The 17,374-nt window shown below is 71.1% G+C and carries 17 protein-coding genes; 12 read left to right on the plus strand and 5 right to left on the minus strand.

The annotated features are described in order from the left end of the window. Window positions 1-1,051, plus strand: a 1,051-nt coding sequence (locus tag KN815_RS34390) for a serpin family protein (RefSeq protein ID WP_216345768.1), incomplete at its 5' end; no start/stop codon positions are given. Window positions 1,052-1,241: 190 nt separating this feature from the next. Here KN815_RS34390 and KN815_RS34395 read toward each other — a convergent pair. Beyond that, window positions 1,242-2,066: a tyrosine-protein phosphatase gene (locus KN815_RS34395; RefSeq protein ID WP_216345769.1), complete on the minus strand. Its 825-nt coding sequence runs from the start codon at window positions 2,064-2,066 to the stop codon at window positions 1,242-1,244. 171 nt (window positions 2,067-2,237) lie between these two features. On the opposite strand from KN815_RS34395, the gene KN815_RS34400 reads away from it, so the two are divergent. Both KN815_RS34400 and KN815_RS34405 read left to right on the plus strand, forming a co-directional pair. Further along, the gene (locus KN815_RS34400) at window positions 2,238-4,349 is read left to right on the plus strand and encodes an alpha-galactosidase (RefSeq protein WP_216345770.1); all 2,112 of its coding nucleotides are present in this window, start codon (window positions 2,238-2,240) and stop codon (window positions 4,347-4,349) included. A gap of 79 nt (window positions 4,350-4,428) precedes the next feature. Then, entirely contained in the window at window positions 4,429-5,226 is a 798-nt protein-coding gene (locus KN815_RS34405; RefSeq protein ID WP_216345771.1) for an SGNH/GDSL hydrolase family protein, read from the plus strand. Between the two features lie 217 nt (window positions 5,227-5,443). Here the strand turns inward: KN815_RS34405 and KN815_RS34410 are convergent, their stop codons facing one another. Beyond that, window positions 5,444-5,818, minus strand: coding sequence for an ATP-binding protein (locus KN815_RS34410; RefSeq protein WP_253209415.1), 375 nt, complete (start codon window positions 5,816-5,818; stop codon window positions 5,444-5,446). Between the two features lie 205 nt (window positions 5,819-6,023). Between KN815_RS34410 and KN815_RS34415 the strand changes: the two genes are divergently transcribed. The 7 genes from KN815_RS34415 to KN815_RS34445 all read left to right on the plus strand — a co-directional run bounded on the left by KN815_RS34415 (window position 6,024) and on the right by KN815_RS34445 (window position 12,516). After that, window positions 6,024-6,890, plus strand: coding sequence for a Sco1979 family transcriptional regulator (locus KN815_RS34415; protein WP_216345772.1), 867 nt, complete (start codon window positions 6,024-6,026; stop codon window positions 6,888-6,890). A 3-nt stretch (window positions 6,891-6,893) separates the two neighbouring features. Beyond that, entirely contained in the window at window positions 6,894-7,145 is a 252-nt protein-coding gene (locus KN815_RS34420; protein ID WP_216345773.1) for a DUF397 domain-containing protein, read from the plus strand. Between the two features lie 235 nt (window positions 7,146-7,380). Continuing rightward, entirely contained in the window at window positions 7,381-8,286 is a 906-nt protein-coding gene (locus KN815_RS34425; protein ID WP_216345774.1) for a glycoside hydrolase family 19 protein, read from the plus strand. Between the two features lie 129 nt (window positions 8,287-8,415). Continuing rightward, window positions 8,416-9,300 (plus strand): GNAT family N-acetyltransferase, encoded by an 885-nt coding sequence (locus tag KN815_RS34430; protein ID WP_216345775.1) that lies wholly within the window; start codon window positions 8,416-8,418, stop codon window positions 9,298-9,300. 69 nt (window positions 9,301-9,369) lie between these two features. Continuing rightward, window positions 9,370-10,620: an MBL fold metallo-hydrolase gene (locus KN815_RS34435; RefSeq protein ID WP_216345776.1), complete on the plus strand. Its 1,251-nt coding sequence runs from the start codon at window positions 9,370-9,372 to the stop codon at window positions 10,618-10,620. A 207-nt stretch (window positions 10,621-10,827) separates the two neighbouring features. Further along, window positions 10,828-11,694 (plus strand): chitosanase, encoded by an 867-nt coding sequence (locus tag KN815_RS34440; RefSeq protein ID WP_216345777.1) that lies wholly within the window; start codon window positions 10,828-10,830, stop codon window positions 11,692-11,694. A gap of 96 nt (window positions 11,695-11,790) precedes the next feature. Then, window positions 11,791-12,516, plus strand: coding sequence for an alpha/beta fold hydrolase (locus tag KN815_RS34445; RefSeq protein WP_216345778.1), 726 nt, complete (start codon window positions 11,791-11,793; stop codon window positions 12,514-12,516). A 60-nt stretch (window positions 12,517-12,576) separates the two neighbouring features. Here the strand turns inward: KN815_RS34445 and KN815_RS34450 are convergent, their stop codons facing one another. The 3 genes from KN815_RS34450 to KN815_RS34460 all read right to left on the minus strand — a co-directional run bounded on the left by KN815_RS34450 (window position 12,577) and on the right by KN815_RS34460 (window position 15,714). Beyond that, window positions 12,577-13,269 (minus strand): gamma-glutamyl-gamma-aminobutyrate hydrolase family protein, encoded by a 693-nt coding sequence (locus KN815_RS34450; protein WP_216345779.1) that lies wholly within the window; start codon window positions 13,267-13,269, stop codon window positions 12,577-12,579. A 64-nt stretch (window positions 13,270-13,333) separates the two neighbouring features. Continuing rightward, a complete protein-coding gene (gene eat, locus KN815_RS34455) occupies window positions 13,334-14,830 on the minus strand; it encodes an ethanolamine permease (protein WP_216345780.1) in 1,497 nt (498 codons plus the stop codon). 134 nt (window positions 14,831-14,964) lie between these two features. Next, window positions 14,965-15,714, minus strand: coding sequence for a FadR/GntR family transcriptional regulator (locus KN815_RS34460; RefSeq protein WP_216345781.1), 750 nt, complete (start codon window positions 15,712-15,714; stop codon window positions 14,965-14,967). Window positions 15,715-15,848: 134 nt separating this feature from the next. On the opposite strand from KN815_RS34460, the gene KN815_RS34465 reads away from it, so the two are divergent. Then, the gene (locus KN815_RS34465) at window positions 15,849-17,216 is read left to right on the plus strand and encodes a glutamine synthetase family protein (RefSeq protein ID WP_216345782.1); all 1,368 of its coding nucleotides are present in this window, start codon (window positions 15,849-15,851) and stop codon (window positions 17,214-17,216) included. A gap of 11 nt (window positions 17,217-17,227) precedes the next feature. Further along, on the plus strand, window positions 17,228-17,374 hold a 147-nt coding region (locus KN815_RS34470), incomplete at its 3' end, for an aldehyde dehydrogenase family protein (RefSeq protein ID WP_216345783.1).

A 17,374-nucleotide genomic window follows, 5' to 3' on the forward strand; every position in this document is an offset into this window, starting at 1 on the left:
GGCCCGCCAGGAGCTGGAGGACGCGCTGGGCGTCGGCGCCGACCGGGCCACGGCGCTCGGCGGCGAGCTGCTCCGGGCGCTGGACGGCATGGCCGGTGTCGACGCCGCCACCGGGCTGTGGACCCGCCGGGACCTGCCGATCCGGTCCGAGTGGGAGGCCGCGCTGCCGCCGGGCGTACGGGGCGTTCTCACCGGGGACACCGAGCACGACCGCAAGGAGCTGGACGCCTGGGCGTCGCGGTGCACCCGGGGCGCGATCGCCGAGCTGCCGGTGCCGCTCAGCCCCGCCGTCCAGTTGGTGCTGGCCGGGGCGCTCACGGTGCGGACGGCCTGGCTCCAGCCGTTCCAGCCGGGTTGGCTGAGGCCCGGGAGCGGACCGTGGCAGGGCCGGTCGCTGGCCGGGCTGACCCGGTTCACGGACGACCTCGACGGGGTGCTGCGGGTCGTCCCCGACACCCCGGCCGGTCCGCTCACCCTCTCCGGGATCGCGGGCGGCAACGGGCTGGATGTGCATCTGGTCCTCGGCGCCGAGGACGCACCGGGCGGCGAGGTGCTGGAGGCCGGGATCGGGGCGGTGGCCGGGCGGTACGCGGGCCGGCCCGGCTCGGCGCTGCCGCCGGGCGCGGCCGGGCCCGGAGTCGAGGTCATGGAGGTCGAGAGCTGGGACCCCACACCCCGGGTGACGCTCACCACCCCGCAGTTCACCGTGGCGGCCCGGCACGATCTGCTGCGCCGGGCCGAGCTGTTCGGGCTGCGTACCGCCCAGGACACCGCGCGCGGCCACTTCCCGGGGATCAGCCCGGCCGCGCTGGCGCTGTCCTCCGGGGAGCAGTCCATGACCGCCTCGTTCAGCGCCGAGGGGTTCTGGGCGGCGGCGGTGACCGCGTTCTCCATGGCGCCCGGTTCGGCGCCGCCGCGGCAGAAGGCGAAGCTGATCAGCGTGCGGTACGACCGGCCGTTCGCCTTCCTGGCCGTGCACCGCGCCACCGGTCTGGTGCTGACGGCGGGCTGGGTCACCGAGCCGGAGGCCGGGGCCGACACCATGTGGTGAGCCGTGAGCCGTGAGCCGTGAGCCGTGAGCCGTGAGCCGTGAGCCGTGAGCCGTGAGCCGTGAGCCGTGAGCCGTGAGCCGTGAGCCGTGAGCCGTGAGCCGTGAGCCGTGAGCCGTGAGCCGTGAGCCGTGAGCCGTGAGCCCCGGGGCGGGCGCGGCTTGGCGCTGTCGGCCCCGGGGCGCGGTGATGTCAGCCGGTGAGCAGCCGCTCGCGGAGCCGCTCGCGCCGCTCGGGGGTGAGGCCGAGCCCCTCGGCGAGATAGCGGTCGGTGCCGCCCCAGGTCTCCTCGATGGTCGCGAAGGCCGCCGCCAGATATTCGGCGCGTGCGTCGAAGAGCGGCAGCAGCAGCGCCATGACCTCGGGGGACATCGGGTCGGTGCCGTCCCCCGGATCGCCCTTGCGCCAGATCTTGTAGCGCCGGTGGGCGGCGGCCGACGCGAGGTAGTCGGCCTCGATGGCCTCCCGTTCGACGCCGAGGGCCAGCAGGGTCACCGCGATGGACAGCCCCGCCCGGTCCTTGCCGGCCGAACAGTGCATCAGCACCGGCGAGCTGTCCTCCGCCATTTCGCCGAGGATCCGGCCGTGCTCGACGATCCGGGTGGTGATGATGGAGCGATAGGAGCCGATCATGCGGTTCTCGGCCCGGCCCTCGGCGAGCAGCCTGCGCAGGGTGTCCAGGTCGCCCTCGCGCACCATCGTCCAGAACCCGGCGCCGTCGGCCGGGTCGGAGAGCGGCAGATTGACGTTACGGACCCCGCTGAGCGTGACGTCCGGGCCCTCCAGCTTGATGTCGGCGGCGTTGCGGAAGTCGAAGACGGTGTGCAGGCCGAGCGTGTCGAGGAAGGCCGTGTCCGCCTCGGTGGCATGGGCGAGATGGCCGCTGCGGAACAGTACGCCGGGCCGCACACGGCGGCCGTCGGCAGCCGGCAGTCCGCCGAGATCACGGAAGTTGCGTACCCCCACAAGCCGAGTTTCGGCCTCGGGGACCTGCGGCGACTGCGACTGCTGCGTCACGGGCTCTCCTTCACCATCGGCCGCCGACGCGGCTCGTCGACGAGGCGGGCTGAAGCCGACCATACGACATGGGTGCAACGGGCAATCGGTCTGCTGCCGGTGCGTGGGCATTGCCGCACCGGCCCGCCCTCCCCGATCATGTTGACACCTGTGGAGAATTGGGGGAGCGCGATGATCGAAACCGGTGGAAGCGGTCGGCTCTGGGTGCTCTCGGGGCGGCACAGCGGCTATGCCCTGTACGTCACCGACCGCGATGAACTGCTCCATCTCCACTGGGGGCCGAGGATCGCGGTCCAGGACGCCGAGGCCCTCGCCGCCGAGCCCGGGCCGCCGCAGCGGCCGTTCGAATCACCGCTGGACGGGCGCGAGGAGTACCCCGTGGAGGGCGGCCCGCGGTTCGCCCGCCCCGCCCTGTCCGTGCACGCCGGGGGCGTACGCGGCACCGAGTGGCGCTTCAGCAGCGGCACCGTCCTGGACCCCGGCACCGGCCAGGAGCTGCGGCTGCGCTTCCACGACCCGCTGCACCACCTCGACATCACCCTCCACTACCGGATGCTGGACGACGGCGATGTCATCGAGCGCTGGACCACCCTCACCCACACCGGCAACGCCGGCCAGGAGCCCGTGGAGCTGCTGCGCGCCGACTCCGCCGCCTGGTCGCTCCCGGCGCGCGACCGCTGGCGGCTGTCCCATCTGCACGGCCGCTGGGCCGCCGAGAGCAGGCTCGCCCGCACCGAACTCACCCCCGGTGAGAAGGTGATCGGCAGCCGCCGCGGCCACACCAGCCACCACCATCTGCCCTGGATCGCGCTGGACGGCGGCGAGGCCACCGAGGAGAGCGGCGAGGTGCACAGTTGCGCGCTCGCCTGGTCCGGGGCCTGGCGGATCGCCGTCCAGCGGCTGGCCGACGGCGCCGTCCAGGCGGTCGGCGGGGTCGGCCACGACGACGCGGGCCAGCTCCTCCTCGCGCCCGGCGAGTCCTTCACCACCCCCGTCTTCGCGGGGCTGTGGACCGACGGCGGCTTCGGGGCCGCCAGCCGCGCCTGGCACGCCTGGCAGCTCGCCCGGGTGGTCCCCGGCGCCGACCGGTCCCGGCCGGTGCTCTACAACTCCTGGGAAGCCACCGAGTTCGCGGTGGGCGAGGAGCAGCAGCGCTCGCTCGCGCGGTTGGCCGCCACCATGGGCGTCGAGCTGTTCGTCGTCGACGACGGGTGGTTCGGGGCGCGCACCAGCGACCGGGCCGGGCTCGGCGACTGGAGCGCCAACCCGGACCGCTTTCCGCACGGGCTGAAGCCGCTGGCCGACGAGGTGCACGCGCTGGGGATGCAGTTCGGCATCTGGGTCGAGCCGGAAATGGTCAACCCCGACAGCGACCTCTACCGCGCCCACCCCGACTGGGTGCAGCACCACCCCGGCCGGGCCCGCGCCGAATTCCGCAACCAGCTCGTGCTCAACCTCGCCCGCCCCGAGGTGCGCGAATATCTGTGGGAGCGGCTGGACACCCTGCTCGGCGGTGCCCCCATCGACTATGTGAAATGGGACTTCAACCGCTCCTTCTCGGACGCCGGCTGGCCCGGTGACGCCTATCCGCGGCGGCTGTGGATCGACCATGTACGCGGGCTGTACGAGCTGCTGGAGCGGCTGCGCGCGGCACACCCCCAGGTCGCCTTCGAGTCCTGCTCGGGCGGTGGCGGCCGGATCGACCTGGGCGTCCTGGGCCGCACCGACCAGGTGTGGACCTCGGACAACACCGACCCGCTGGACCGGCTGGCCATCCAGCACGGCTTCAGCCAGCTCCACCCGGCCCGGGTGATGGCCGCCTGGGTCACCGACAGCCCCAACGCCATGGGCAACGCACGCGTCAGCTCGCTGCGCTTCCGCTTCATCAGCGCGATGGCCGGAGTGCTGGGCGTCGGCGGCGATCTGACCCGCTGGAGCGAGGCGGAACTCGCCGAGGCCCGCGACTGGGTGGCGCTCTACAAGCGGGTGCGCCCGGTCGTCCAGCACGGTGAGCTGTACCGGCTGCGGCCGCCGGAGGGCGACGGGCTCAGCGCGGTGCAGTACGTACGGGGCGAGGAGACCGTGGTGCTGGCCTGGATCCAGGCGCAGCACTACGGCGACGCACAGCTTCCGCTGCGGCTGCGCGGGCTCGACCCGGCGGCCGGCTACCGGGATCTGGAGACCGGGGAGGTGCACCGGGGAGCGCTGCTCGCGCACCGGGGGCTGCGCACCGGGCTGGGCGGCGACCTCGACGCCGCCGTATTCCACCTTCGCCGAAACTGACCAGGTGGGATAGATCACCCCACGTCAAGCCCTGGTTACGGTGGCGTAAGTCACGCCGTCGGGTGAATGATGTCCCGACGTGGCAGACGATAAGGAGAGATTCAGCAACGGATCCATCGGGTCGTACGCAGCCGTCGGCGACAGCTTCACCGAGGGCGTCGGCGACCTCGGTCCTGATGGAGTGTTCGTCGGCTGGGCCGACCGGCTCGCGGTCCTGCTGTCCGACCAACGACCTCACGACGATTTCCGCTACGCCAACTTGGCCGTACGCGGTCGACTCCTTGACCAGATTGTCGCGGAGCAGGTGGCGCGCGCCATCGAGCTCGGCCCGGATCTGGTCACCTTCTGTGCGGGGGGCAATGACATCCTGCGCCCCGGCAGCGACCCCGACGATGTCGCCGAGCGCTACGAGGCGGCGGTCGCCGACCTCAAGGCGCGGGTGGGCACGGTGCTGCTGTGCACGGGCTTCGACACCAGAGGGGTGCCGGTGCTGCGTCATCTGCGGGGCAAGATCGCCACGTATACGGCGCATGTGCGGGCGATCGCCGACCGCTACGACTGCCCGGTGCTCGACCTGTGGTCGCTGCGCTCGGTGCAGGACCGCCGGGCCTGGGATGCCGACCGGCTGCATCTGTCGCCGGACGGGCACACCCGGGTCGCGCTGAGGGCCGGTCAGGTGCTCGGGCTCGACGTACCCGCCGACCCCGATCAGCCCTGGCCCCCGGAGGGGCAGCGCACCGCCGCCGAGGTGCGCCGGGACAACATCCACTGGGCGCGCGAGTATCTGGTGCCCTGGATCGGCCGACGACTGCGCGGTGAGTCGTCGGGTGACCATGTGGAGCCCAAGCGGCCGGATCTGCTGCCGCTGCGGCCCTGAACGTTCCGTGACCCGAAGCGGTCCCGGAGGAATAGGGGCAGACCCCCGTTGGCGCCCCGAGGCTGACCGCCTCGTTCGCTCTCGCTGCCCCTATTCCCTCGGCACCGCTCGTACGTAGGCCGTGCCTGGATCGTGCGTACGTCGTGGGTGGGTCGTATTCGTCCGTGCCCGTTGGTACGGGTCGCCCGTTGGTACGGGTCGTGCCCTCGCGGGGCCGCTACGTCGCCAGATAGGCCCAGACGGCGCGGCCCGCTCCCCCCTGGTTCGGCCTGACCCCCCACGCCTCCGAGAGCGCCTCCACCAGCATCAGCCCGCGGCCGCCCTCCTGGTCCGCGGTCACCGACCTGGCCTCCGGCACCGTACGGGCGCATCCCTGGTCGGCCACCTCGAGCCGCAGCCGGGTCCCTATGAGCTGGAGTGAGCAGCGAACCTCCTCGCTGGAGGTGTGGCGCACCGCGTTGGTGAACAGCTCGGAGACGATCAACTCCGCGCTGTCCCGGGTGTCCTGGTCGATGCCCCATGAGCGCAGCCGCCGGACGACATGCCTTCTCGCCTCGGCGACGGACGTGCTCAGCGCCGGCAGACGAAACACGTCGTGGCGGGGCGGAGCGACCACGGTGCCGCCACGCCCTAACCGGAGAGCCTCATAGGAAGGAGCCACGCCGACACTATGCTCTGTCACGCTCGCGTATGGCAAGGTTCAATCTGTAAATTACAGAATCGCAAGCGCAGGCTGTTCGGAATGCTGAGCCCATGCCAGACTGCTGTGTCGTGAAGGTACTTGGAGGGGAACGGTAGTGGCGGATGCGCGGGCGGGCGGAGCCCCGACCGTCCTGCGAGTCGTGCTCGGCAAACGGCTCCAGGACCTTCGGGAGAAGGCCGGGCTGTCGTTCGAGCAGGCCGGGCGCGCCCTGGACGTCACGCATGCCACGATCCGCCGGATGGAGAAGGCCGAGGTCGGCCTGAAGCTCCCGTACGTCGAGAAGCTGCTGCGTACGTACGGCGTCGCCGACCCCGAGGAGGTCGAGGGGTTCCTCTCCCTCGCGCGCGAGGCCAACAAGGCCGGCTGGTGGCACCGGTTCCGCGACGTCCTGCCGGAGTGGTTCAACACCTTCGTCAGCCTGGAGGTCGAGGCCAATCTGATCCGGGCCTACGAGCCGCATTACATTCCCGGGCTGCTCCAGACCGAGGACTACGCCCGCGCGGTGCTCCGCGCGGGCATGCCGCATGCGCCCGAGTCGGAGATCGAGCGCAATGTCGCCCTCCGTTTGGAACGTCAGGCGCTGCTCACCCGGGACAACCCGCCGATGCTGTGGGTGGTCATGGACGAAACGGTGGTGCGCCGCCCCATCGGCGGTTCCGAGACCATGCGGGCCCAGATCGCGCGGCTGATCGAGGAGGCGGAGGCCCCTCATATCCGGTTGCAGATCATGCCGTTCGACGCCGGCCCGCACCCGGCGATGTACGGCCCCTTCCATATCTTCCGGTTCCCGATCCCGGAGCTGCCGGATATCGCGTATACGGAGTCGCTGGTCAGCGGCTCCTACTTCGACCAGCGCGATGATGTATCGGCATTCCTGGAGGCCCTGGACCGGATGTGCGCGCAGGCCGCGCCTGCACAGACGACTCAGGCCATTCTGAGTCGCATTCGCAAGGAGATCTGAACGATGGATCGCATATGCGGGAGCCGCGTCTACAGCGGCATGCCGGCAAGGGACCTCGGCAGCGAGGGCTGGCACAAGCCTTGGAGTGGCGGCAACGGGGGAAGCTGCGTCGAGGCGATGAGGCTGAAGGACGGGCGGGTGGCGCTGCGCCAGTCGACCGATCCGGACGGACCGGCACTGATTTACACCCCGGGGGAGATGAAACGCTTCATCCAGGGGGCGAAGTCCGGGGAAGCGGACTTCCTGTTTCTGTGACGTCCGGTTCCGCGACGCTCGGGGTGACCAGGGGGATCGAGGGGGAAACCGTGTGACCGACCGACCACGGACCTGATCGCACGTCAGGTCCTTGTGCGGCTCCCGGACTTGCTCCGGCGACCGACCGATTGCTCATTCCGCCACAAGGTTTGGTCTATACCTTGACTGGTATAGACCAAGCCGCTTGAGTGTGTCTCAGCATTGCAGGGCCCCCCACGCGAAGGAGATCGGCCCCATGTGGAGACGACGTGTTCTGGCGCCGCTCGCGGCGACCGCGGCGGTGTGTGCGAGTGTGCTTGTCATGCCCATGGCCTCGACCGCCTCGGCGGCGGGAACGACCGCCCAGGCGGCCTGCGACTACCCGAACTGGGTCGCGGGCAGGGCGTACGTCACCGGCGACATCGTCCGGTACACCGACGGCAAGTACTACCGCGCGGAGCACGACAACCCGGGCTATGACCCGGTGATCAGCACCTGGTACTGGGAGCCCTTCAACTGCGGCGGCGAGGGCCAGAACCCGAGCGGCTTCGTGGTGAGCGAGGCGCAGTTCAACCAGATGTTCCCGAACCGGAACTCGTTCTACACCTACCAGGGCCTGACCGCCGCCCTGAGCGCCTACCCCGGCTTCGCCAACACCGGCAGCGACACCGTCAAGAAGCAGGAGGCCGCCGCCTTCCTGGCCAACGTCAACCACGAGACCGGCGGCCTGGTCCACATCGTGGAGCAGAACACCTCCAACTACCCGCACTACTGCGACTGGAACCAGCCCTACGGCTGCCCCGCGGGCCAGGCTGCCTACTACGGCCGTGGACCGATCCAGCTAAGCTGGAACTTCAACTACAAGGCCGCGGGCGACGCACTCGGCATCGATCTGCTCGGCAACCCCTGGCTGGTGGAGCGGGACGCCGCGGTGTCCTGGAAGACCGCCCTGTGGTTCTGGAACACCCAGACCGGGGCCGGCTCGATGACCCCGCACGACGCCATGGTCAACCAGCGGGGCTTCGGCGAGACCATCCGCGCCATCAACGGCAGCCTGGAGTGCAACGGCGGCAACCCCGGCCAGGTGCAGAGCCGGATCGACGCCTACCAGCGGTTCGTCCAGATACTCGGCACCACCCCCGGCTCCAACCTGAGCTGCTGACCGGCCACTGACCGGCCGCTGACCGGCCATTGGCCGGGCCGCCGAGCGGTCATCCGCCGAGCGGTCATCCGGCCGGAAGCGAGGAAATTGAGGTGCGCCGCTCCGCCGCTCCGCGCCAGCCTGGAGCACATGGCGTGGACGGTGACGTACGACCTCGATGAGTTCCGGGCCGCGGCGGGCGACTTTCTGGGCGCCCGCCCGGCCCGGCACACCACTTTGCTCACAGTGGTCTCCTCCCTGGTGGCCGGGGGCAGCGGCAGATACGGCGAGCAGCCGCCGGTCTATGGATGGTGGGCCGGGGAGGGCTCGGTGGAGGGGGCCTTTCTGTGCACCCCGCCCTACCCTCCGCTGCTCTCCCCGCTGCCCGGCGAGGCGGCCCGGGCGCTCGCCCGCACCCTCGCGGGGGACGGCGAGCAGAAGATCACCGGAGTCAACGCCGGGCGCGAGACCGCCGAGACCTTCGCCACCGCCTGGACGGACCTCACCGGCGCGGTCAGCGACGTCGAGCAGAACCACCGGCTCTACCGGCTCTCCACCCTCACCCCGCCCGATCCCGCCCCGCCGGGGCGCCCCCGGACCGCCACCGCCGCCGACCGCGATCTGCTGCTCACCTGGTGCGAGGGTTTCGCGCGCGAGACCGACGTGCTGAGAGGCGATGTCGCCGCCGTGGTGGACGACAAGCTCAGCTACGACGGGATCACCCTGTGGGAGCTCGACGGCCGGCCGGTGGCCTGCGCCGGGATCAGCCGTACGGTCGCGGGCATGGCCCGGGTCGTCCTCGTCTACACCCCGCCTGAGCTGCGCGGACGCGGCTACGCGGGCGCCGCCACGGCCGCCGTGAGCCGGGCCGCGCGGGCTGCCGGGGTGCGGGAGATCCTGCTCTTCACCGATCTCGGCAATCCCACCAGCAACGCCCTCTACCAGCGTCTCGGCTACCGCCCGCTGGAGGACCATGTGGTGTTGTCGTTCACCTCGGCCGAGCGCACCGTTCCGGAACAAGGTCACCCCTCGTAAGAGTTGTGTGATTGCAGCCCAACGGCACCGCGCGTTGGAGTGCCCCCGCCCTCTCACCCTGGAGGATTCGTGACCGGCTCCCATCCGACACGTTCCCGGTTCGCCGCCGCCCTGCGCCCCGCCGCCTTCGGGGCGGATCCCGCTGGGGAGCGGATGGAGCGCATCCGACGGTCGCCGAACTTCGCGAACGGTGTGTTCGTCAACCCGGTGGGCGCCCGCATCGGCCCGTCCGGCTCGATGCTGAAGTTCGCGTCCACCTACTTCCGCAAGGAGGAGCGCATCCGCCGGGCCCCGGCCGGGGCCGTGCCGGTGCACCCCACCACCGTCGCCGATCTGGCCGCCCCGCCCGCCTCCGGGCTGCGGCTGACCTGGATGGGGCACTCCAGTGTGCTCGCGGAGATCGACGGGCGGCGGGTGCTGTTCGACCCGGTATGGGGGCAGCGCTGTTCGCCCTTCTCGATGGTGGGGCCCAAGCGGCTGCATCCGGTGCCGGTGCCGCTGCGGGAGCTGGCGCCGGTGGACGCGGTGGTCATCTCCCATGACCACTACGACCATCTGGACATGCCCACGATCCGGGCGCTGGTGCGCGGCCACGCCGTGTTCGTCGTCCCGCTCGGGGTAGGGGCCCATCTGGAGCGCTGGGGCGTCCCGGCCGACCGGATGACCGAGCTGGACTGGCATGAGTCCACCGAGGTCGCCGGGCTCACCCTCACCGCCACTCCGGCCCGCCACTTCTGCGGGCGCGGGCTGCGCAACACCCAGCACACCCTGTGGGCCTCCTGGGTGGTGGCCGGTCCCGAGCACCGGGTCTACCACAGCGGGGACACCGGCTACTTCCCCGGTTTCGCGGAGATCGGCGCGGCGTACGGGCCGTTCGACGCGACCATGGTGCAGATCGGCGCGTACTCCGACTACTGGCCGGACATCCATATGACCCCCGAGGAGGGCATGCGGGCCCACCTCGATCTCCAGGGCGGGGACCCGGCGAAGGGGATCATGCTGCCGATCCACTGGGGCACCTTCAACCTCGCCCCGCATCCGTGGGAGGAGCCCGCCGAGGGAACGGTGTCGGCGGCGGAGGAGGCCGGGGCGACCGTGGCCGTTCCGCGTCCGGGCCAGCCGTTCGAGCCGGGGCCTGGGCTGCCGCTGGAGCCGTGGTGGCGGGCGATCGCGGCACGGCCGGTGACGAAGACGCCGGCCGGGGCCGAGGGCGCGGCCGAGCCGGCCGGCCTCACGGGCCCATCCGGGGCGACCGGTGGGTCCGGAGCGTCCGGGACGGCTGGTGGCGCGGACCCCGCGATGCCCATACCCCAGTCGTAGCAAGGGGGTTGGTGCCGCCGCCCGGAGGCGGACCGGCACAGGGCTTCTTTGTCGAATGGTGTCGAAACCCTTGTGGTGGACACGACGCGCTCGCTTGAATGGTTAGGAAAGGTTCCTAACGGATCGTCCCAGGGCCCGGGGCTGCCCCGGTGTGCCCTGGGACGGCCGCGCGCACTTCCCCCACAGTCGACAGGGAACGGAGTCCCCATGTCCCCCATGCCCCGGAGGATCGGTCTCGCGGCGGTGGCCGTCGCCGTACCGGCCGCGCTCGTCTTCACCGGTGTCGGAGTCGGGCAGGCGTCCGACCACCTGCCGTCGTCGGCGGACACGTACCGCCACTCGGCGCACAAGGCCACCGCGGCGAGCAGCCTGGACGACCCGGCGAAGAAGGAAATCGCCATGAAACTGGTCTCCAGCGCCGAGAACTCCTCGCTCGACTGGCGCGCCCAGTTCAAGTACATCGAGGACATAGGCGACGGCCGCGGCTACACCGCGGGCATCATCGGATTCTGCTCCGGCACCGGCGACATGCTGGACCTCGTCGAGTACTACACCCAGCAGAAGCCCGGCAACGTCCTGGCCAAGTACCTCCCCGCGCTGCGCGACGTCGACGGCACCGACTCCCATGACGGCCTGGACCCGAACTTCACCAAGGACTGGAAGAAGGCCGCCGCCGACAAGGCGTTCCAGGACGCCCAGGAGCATGAGCGCGACCGCGTCTACTTCAACCCGGCCGTCAAGCAGGGCAAGAGCGACGGGGTGGGCGCGCTCGGCCAGTTCATCTACTACGACGCGATCGTGATGCACGGCCCCGGTGACGGCAAGTACAGCTTCGGCGGCATCCGTAAGACCGCCCTGTCCAAGGCCAAGTCCCCGGCGCAGGGCGGCAACGAGACCACGTACCTCAATGCCTTCCTCGACGCCCGTAAGGAGGCCATGAAGAGCGAGGAGGCGCACAGCGACACCAGCCGCGTCGACACCGAGCAGCGGAAGTTCCTCAACGAGAAGAACTTCGACCTGGCGCCTCCGCTGAAGTGGAAGGTCTACGGCGACCCGTTCGAGATCAACTCCTGACCGCCGCACCGGTCCCCGCTTGCTAAGCGGGACGCTGTCCCATATTTTTAACCGGGACAGCGTCCCGTTTATTTTTGATGCGGATGGAGCGGAAATATGTCGACATATCTTCTGGTGCACGGGGCTTGGCACACGGGCGAGTGCTGGGAGCGGGTGGTCCCCTTGCTGGCGGCGGCCGGACACCGGGTGGTCGCGCCAACGCTGACCGGCTACGGCGACACGGCACATCTGCTCGGGCCCGAGGTGGGGCTCGATACACATGTTGACGACATCGTCGGTCTGATCACCGAGGAAGACCTCACCGATGTGGTGCTCGTCGGGCACAGCTATGCCGGGCTGGTCATCTCGTCCACGGCCAACCAGGTCCCGGACCGGATCTCGCATCTGGTCTATCTCGACGCGATGGTCCCGGAGCACGGCGAGAGCGCGGCCGATGTCATGCCCTTCGCCCAGGGCATGATCGACCAGGCCCTGGCGTCCGAGAGCGGCTGGCGGATTCCGCCCCTGGCCGGGATCGAGCCGTCCGCGGATCTGTTCGGGGTCACCGATCCGGCGGACGTGGCGTGGCTGCGCTCGATGATGTCGGATCAGTCGGTGCGCTGCCTCCAGCAACCGGTCCGGCTGGACAACCCGGCCGTGAAGGCGATCCCGCGGACGCATATCCACTGCGTCGCCAATGTGCCGCCGGGCATGACCCGGCGGCCCGTCCCCGCGATCCAGCCCAACGGCTCCCCGGCACAGGTGTGGCAGTTGGAGACCGGCCACGACTGCATGGTCACCATGCCGGGCGAACTCACCGAACTGCTGGTCAAGCTCGGCTGACCCGCTCGCCCGGCCCCGGCCGCACCGACGGCCGGGACCAGGCGCCGCGCCGGTCGCCTCTCAGCCCCCCGCCGCCTCCACCAGGGCGCGCATGATCCGTACATCGTCGCCCGCCTCCGGATGCCACTGGACGCCCAGCACGAACCCCTCCACGTCGGGCAATTCCACCGCCTCCACCGTTCCGTCGTCCGCGGAGTGGGCCGAGGGGACCAGACCCTCGCCGAGCTGGGCCACGGCCTGGTGGTGGAAGGTGGGGACGGACAACGGGTCCGGGAGGATCTCGGCCAGGAGCGTGTCCGGGACCGGCTTCACCTCGTGGTGGTCGAAGACGCCGGGCCGCCCCGCGTGGCCGTCCAGGTGCTGGACGAGGGTGCCGCCGAGGAAGACGTTCAGAAGCTGGTGGCCGCGGCAGATGCCCAGCAGGGGAGTGCCCGACGCCAGGGCCGCGTCGATCAGGGCCAGCTCCCAGGCGTCCCGCTCCCGCGCGGGCGGCCCGGTGCGCGGGTCCACCTCGGCCCCGTACCGCACCGGTTCCACATCCGGGCCGCCGGAGATGACGAGGCCGTCGAGGCGGGAGACGATCCGCGCGGCGGCGGCCGGGTCCTCGTCCGGCGGCAGCATCGCCGCCAGGCCGCCCGCGCGCTGGACGAGCCGGTGGTAGCCCGCGGGCAGCAGCGCGGCAGGGAGGTTCCAGACACCCCAGCTCGCCGAGGATTCCAGATAGGTGCTGACGCCGATCAGGGGCTTGGACACCGGGGACTCCGATCTTCGAAGATCTGTGCACTCAAAGTGTGCTCAATGTGCGCTCAATGTGCGCTCAATCGCGGGACAGTTCCGCCTCGGCCTCCGCCAGCGCGGCGAACTCCTCCTCCGGCGCGGCCGCGACCAGGCGATGGCGGCTGTAGAAGGCGAAGTAGGCCAGCGCCACCGCGTAGACGCCGAGCGCGATGAAGGCCGCGTCCTTGTCCACCAGGAAGGTGGCCACCAGCGCGGAGCAGGCCAGGACGAAGGCGATGGACGACGTTACCGTGCCGCCCGGGGTGCGGTAAGGGCGGTCCAGGCCCGGCTCGCGGCGGCGCAGGACGATATGGGAGAGCGACATCAGGGCGTACGAGATGGTGGCGCCGAAGACCGCGGTGTTGAGCATCCGGGCGCCGTCGCCGGTCCAGGCCGCGAGGGCGAAGCCGATGGCGCCCGGCACCAGCAGACCAAGGAACGGGGCCTTGCGCCTGCTGGTCAGGGAGAGGAAGCGGGGCAGATAGCCGGCCCGGGAGAGGGCGAACAACTGGCGCGAACCGGCGAAGATCAGGGAGAAGAAGGAGGCGACGAGCCCGGCGAGGCCCGCGTAGTTGACGATGCGGGAGAGCACGGTGGCCTTGCCGTCCGGCTGAAGCGCCTCGACCAGCGGATTGCCCGCATCCTGCACGGCGCCCGAACCGCGCGCCCCCGTGGCCGCGAGGAAGGTGAGCAGGGCGAGGACCAGCAGGATGCCCATGGACCAGGCCATGGCCTTCGGCAGCGTACGGGCCGGATCCCGGGTCTCCTCCGCCGCCAGCGGCACCCCCTCCACCCCCAGGAAGAACCACATGCCGAAGGGGAACGCCGACCAGATGCCGAGCAGCCCGAACGGCAGCCAGGACGTGGCACCGGCGGCCGAATGGTCCACCGGGATGTCGTTGAGCGAACCCGCGTCGAAGTCGGTGAGGGCGCCGATGGCGAAGACCAGCAGCGCGGCCACGGCGATGGCGGTCACGACCAGGCTGAACCGCAGGGCCTCGCCCACGCCCCACAGATGGATGCCGATGAAGAGGATGAAGCAGGCCAGATAGACCGGCCAGCCCGATTCCAGGCCGAAGAGCCCGAGCGACTCCACGTAGTCGCCGATGAAGATGGAGATGGCGGCGGGGGCCAGGACGTACTCGATGAGGATCGCCGTACCGGTGAGAAAGCCGCCCCAGGGGCCGAGGGCGCGCCGCGCGAAGCCGTAGCCGCCGCCCGCCGTGGGGAGGATCGCGGCCAGCTCGGCCAGGGCGAACACCATGCAGGCGTACATCAGGCCCATCAGCAGGGCGGCGATGGCCAGGCCGCCGAAGCCGCCCTCCGACAGGCCGAAGTTCCACCCCGAGAAGTCGCCGGAGACGACATAGGCGACGCCGAGGCCGGTCAGCAGCAGCGGGCCCGCGCTGCCGCGCCGCAGGGTGCGGCGCTCCAGATACGCGTCCTCGGGGGACGGCGCCTGGGCGCCGCCCGGCGGGGCGCCGCCGACGGAGGCACGGGCGGATTCGGTGCGGGCGGACTCGGTTCCGTCGGCCATGGGGGGACTCCTGCTCCACACGAGGGGGCGATGGCAAAGGTGTGGGGCCATACCTTTGTCTGCCGGTCGGCGATGCGCAAGACCTCTGCGCAAAACCGTGGTCAAGCGCCGGTGCTCATCCGCCACGCGCCGGGTCAGACCAGGAAGCCGCGCAGCAGCGCCGCCGTGCCCTCGCAGTGCTCCCGCATCACCTCGCGCGCCCCGTCCGCGTCCCCGTCCAGCACCGCCTCGACCAGCGCCCCGTGCTGGGCCTGGGAGTGCTCGAGGTTCTTCACCAGCAGCGGGATGCAGTCCAGCAGATCGTTGACGGTCGCGCGGACGGCCGCGTACTGGGCGGCCAGCGACGGTGAGCCCGCCAGCTCCGTGAGCGTGAGATGGAGCATCGTGTCCAGGCGGCGGTAGTCGGCCAGCGGGGCGTCCCGCGTGGCGTCCAGGGCCGCCCGCAGCCGCCGCACCTGCCCGTCCCCGAGCCCGTGCGCGGCGCACAGCCCGGCCGCGCCCACCTCCAGGACCTCGCGGAACCGAAGGGTGTCCTCCACGTCGACCGCCGCCACCCGGCGCCGCAGCTCGTCCTCGCCGCCCTGGGCGGGCTCGGGCCTGGCCCGGACGAAGGTGCCGCCGTAGCGGCCGCGGCGGCTCTCCACCAGCCCCTGGTCCTGGAGCACCTTCAGCACCTCGCGCAGGGTCACCCGGCTGATCCGCAGCCGGTCGGCCAGCTCCCGCTCGGCCGGGAGCCGGCCGCCGTCGGGGACCAGCCCCAGCCGCAGCACCTGGAGTATCTGCTCCAGCGCCTCCTCGAAGCCGTTCCCAGCCCGCACCGGGCGCAGCACCGGCGCCAGCCGGTCGTCCGCCGCGCTCCCGTGCTCACTCCCGCTCTCGCTCATCGAACCGTCCGCACCTACTTCCCAATCAATGGTCTGCGGTATTACCTTAAGGCCACCCCACGCCCCCCGACCCCGCTCCGCACCCTCCGTCCCGCTGAATTCTCCGACGCTTCTCCGACGCAGGAGGCCCCACCGTGGCAGACCGCACGCCCCCGCTCTCGGTCGACGAGCTGACCCGACTGGTCGCCGCCGGGGAGATCGACACCGTCGTCCTGGCCTTCACCGATATGCAGGGAAGGCTCCAGGGCAAGCGGTTCGCCGCCCGCTTCTTCCTCGACGACGTCCTGGCGCACGGCACGGAGGGCTGCAACTACCTCCTCGCCGTCGACACCGAGATGAACACCGTCGACGGCTACGCCATGTCCTCCTGGGAGCGCGGCTACGGCGACTTCGCCATGCACGGCGACACCGCCACCCTGCGCCGCACCCCCTGGAACCCCGGCACCGCCCTCCTCACCGCCGACCTCGCCTGGCACGACGGCAGCCCCGTGGTCGCCTCCCCGCGCCAGATCCTGCGCCGTCAGCTCGACCGGCTCGCCGAGCGCGGCTGGACCGCGTACACCGGCACCGAGCTGGAGTTCATGGTCTTCCGGGACAGCTATGAGCAGGCGTGGAACACCGGCTACCGCGGGCTGACCCCCGCCAACCAGTACAACGTCGACTACTCCGTCCTCGGCACCGGCCGGGTCGAGCCCCTGCTGCGCCGCATCCGCAACGAGATGGGCGCCGCCGGGATGACCGTCGAGTCGGCCAAGGGGGAGTGCAACCTCGGCCAGCACGAGATCGCCTTCCGCTACGACGACGCCCTGACCACCTGCGACCAGCACGCCGTCTACAAGACCGGCGCCAAGGAGATCGCGGCCCAGGAGGGCATGGCGCTCACCTTCATGGCCAAGTACGACGAGCGCGAGGGCAACTCCTGCCATATTCACCTCTCGCTGCGCGACGAGGCCGGGCACCCCGTGTTCGCCGACGACGACGGCCCGTACGGCATGTCGAAGACCATGCGCCACTTCCTCGCCGGACAGCTCGCGGCGATGCGCGACTTCACCCTGCTCTACGCCCCGAACATCAACTCCTACAAGCGGTTCCGCCCCGGCTCCTTCGCGCCCACCGCCGTCGCCTGGGGCCCGGACAACCGCACCTGCGCGCTGCGCGTCATCGGCCACGGCCCCTCCCACCGGCTGGAGAACCGGCTCCCCGGCGGCGATGTCAACCCGTATCTGGCCGTGGCCGGAATGGTGGCCGCCGGGCTGCACGGCGTCGAGCAGGAGCTGGAGCTGCCCGAGGTCTGTACCGGCAACGCCTACACCGGCGACGCCGAGCATGTCCCGACCTCGCTGCGCGACGCCGCCGAGCTGTGGCGGAACAGCCCCATAGCACGGGCCGCCTTCGGCGACGAGGTGGTCGAGCACTACCTCAACATGGCGCGCGTGGAGCAGGACGCCTACGACACCGCCGTCACGGACTGGGAGCGCTTCCGGTCCTTCGAGCGCATGTGAGGAACGACCGAGTGAGCAACGAACCCTCCCCCCAGCACCCCCGCGAGCACCAGGTCCTCAATCCGGCCACCGAGGAGGTCATCGCCACCGTCCCCGCCGCCACCCCGCAGGACGTGGCAGCCGCCGTCGCCCGCGCCACCGCGGCCCAGCGCGGCTGG

Source organism: Streptomyces niphimycinicus, assembly GCF_018883605.1.
GTDB lineage: Bacteria > Actinomycetota > Actinomycetes > Streptomycetales > Streptomycetaceae > Streptomyces > Streptomyces niphimycinicus.

What these genes read in the sequence shown, in the direction of transcription:
- KN815_RS34400 (WP_216345770.1), top strand. Translation starts at nt 2,238, where the DNA reads ATGATCGAAACCGGTGGAAGCGGTCGGCTCTGGGTGCTCTCGGGGCGG.
- KN815_RS34420 (WP_216345773.1), top strand. Translation starts at nt 6,894, where the DNA reads ATGGATCGCATATGCGGGAGCCGCGTCTACAGCGGCATGCCGGCAAGG.
- KN815_RS34425 (WP_216345774.1), top strand. Translation starts at nt 7,381, where the DNA reads ATGTGGAGACGACGTGTTCTGGCGCCGCTCGCGGCGACCGCGGCGGTG.
- KN815_RS34430 (WP_216345775.1), top strand. Translation starts at nt 8,416, where the DNA reads ATGGCGTGGACGGTGACGTACGACCTCGATGAGTTCCGGGCCGCGGCG.
- KN815_RS34440 (WP_216345777.1), top strand. Translation starts at nt 10,828, where the DNA reads ATGTCCCCCATGCCCCGGAGGATCGGTCTCGCGGCGGTGGCCGTCGCC.
- KN815_RS34445 (WP_216345778.1), top strand. Translation starts at nt 11,791, where the DNA reads ATGTCGACATATCTTCTGGTGCACGGGGCTTGGCACACGGGCGAGTGC.
- eat (WP_216345780.1), bottom strand. Translation starts at nt 14,830, where the DNA reads ATGGCCGACGGAACCGAGTCCGCCCGCACCGAATCCGCCCGTGCCTCC.
- KN815_RS34460 (WP_216345781.1), bottom strand. Translation starts at nt 15,714, where the DNA reads ATGAGCGAGAGCGGGAGTGAGCACGGGAGCGCGGCGGACGACCGGCTG.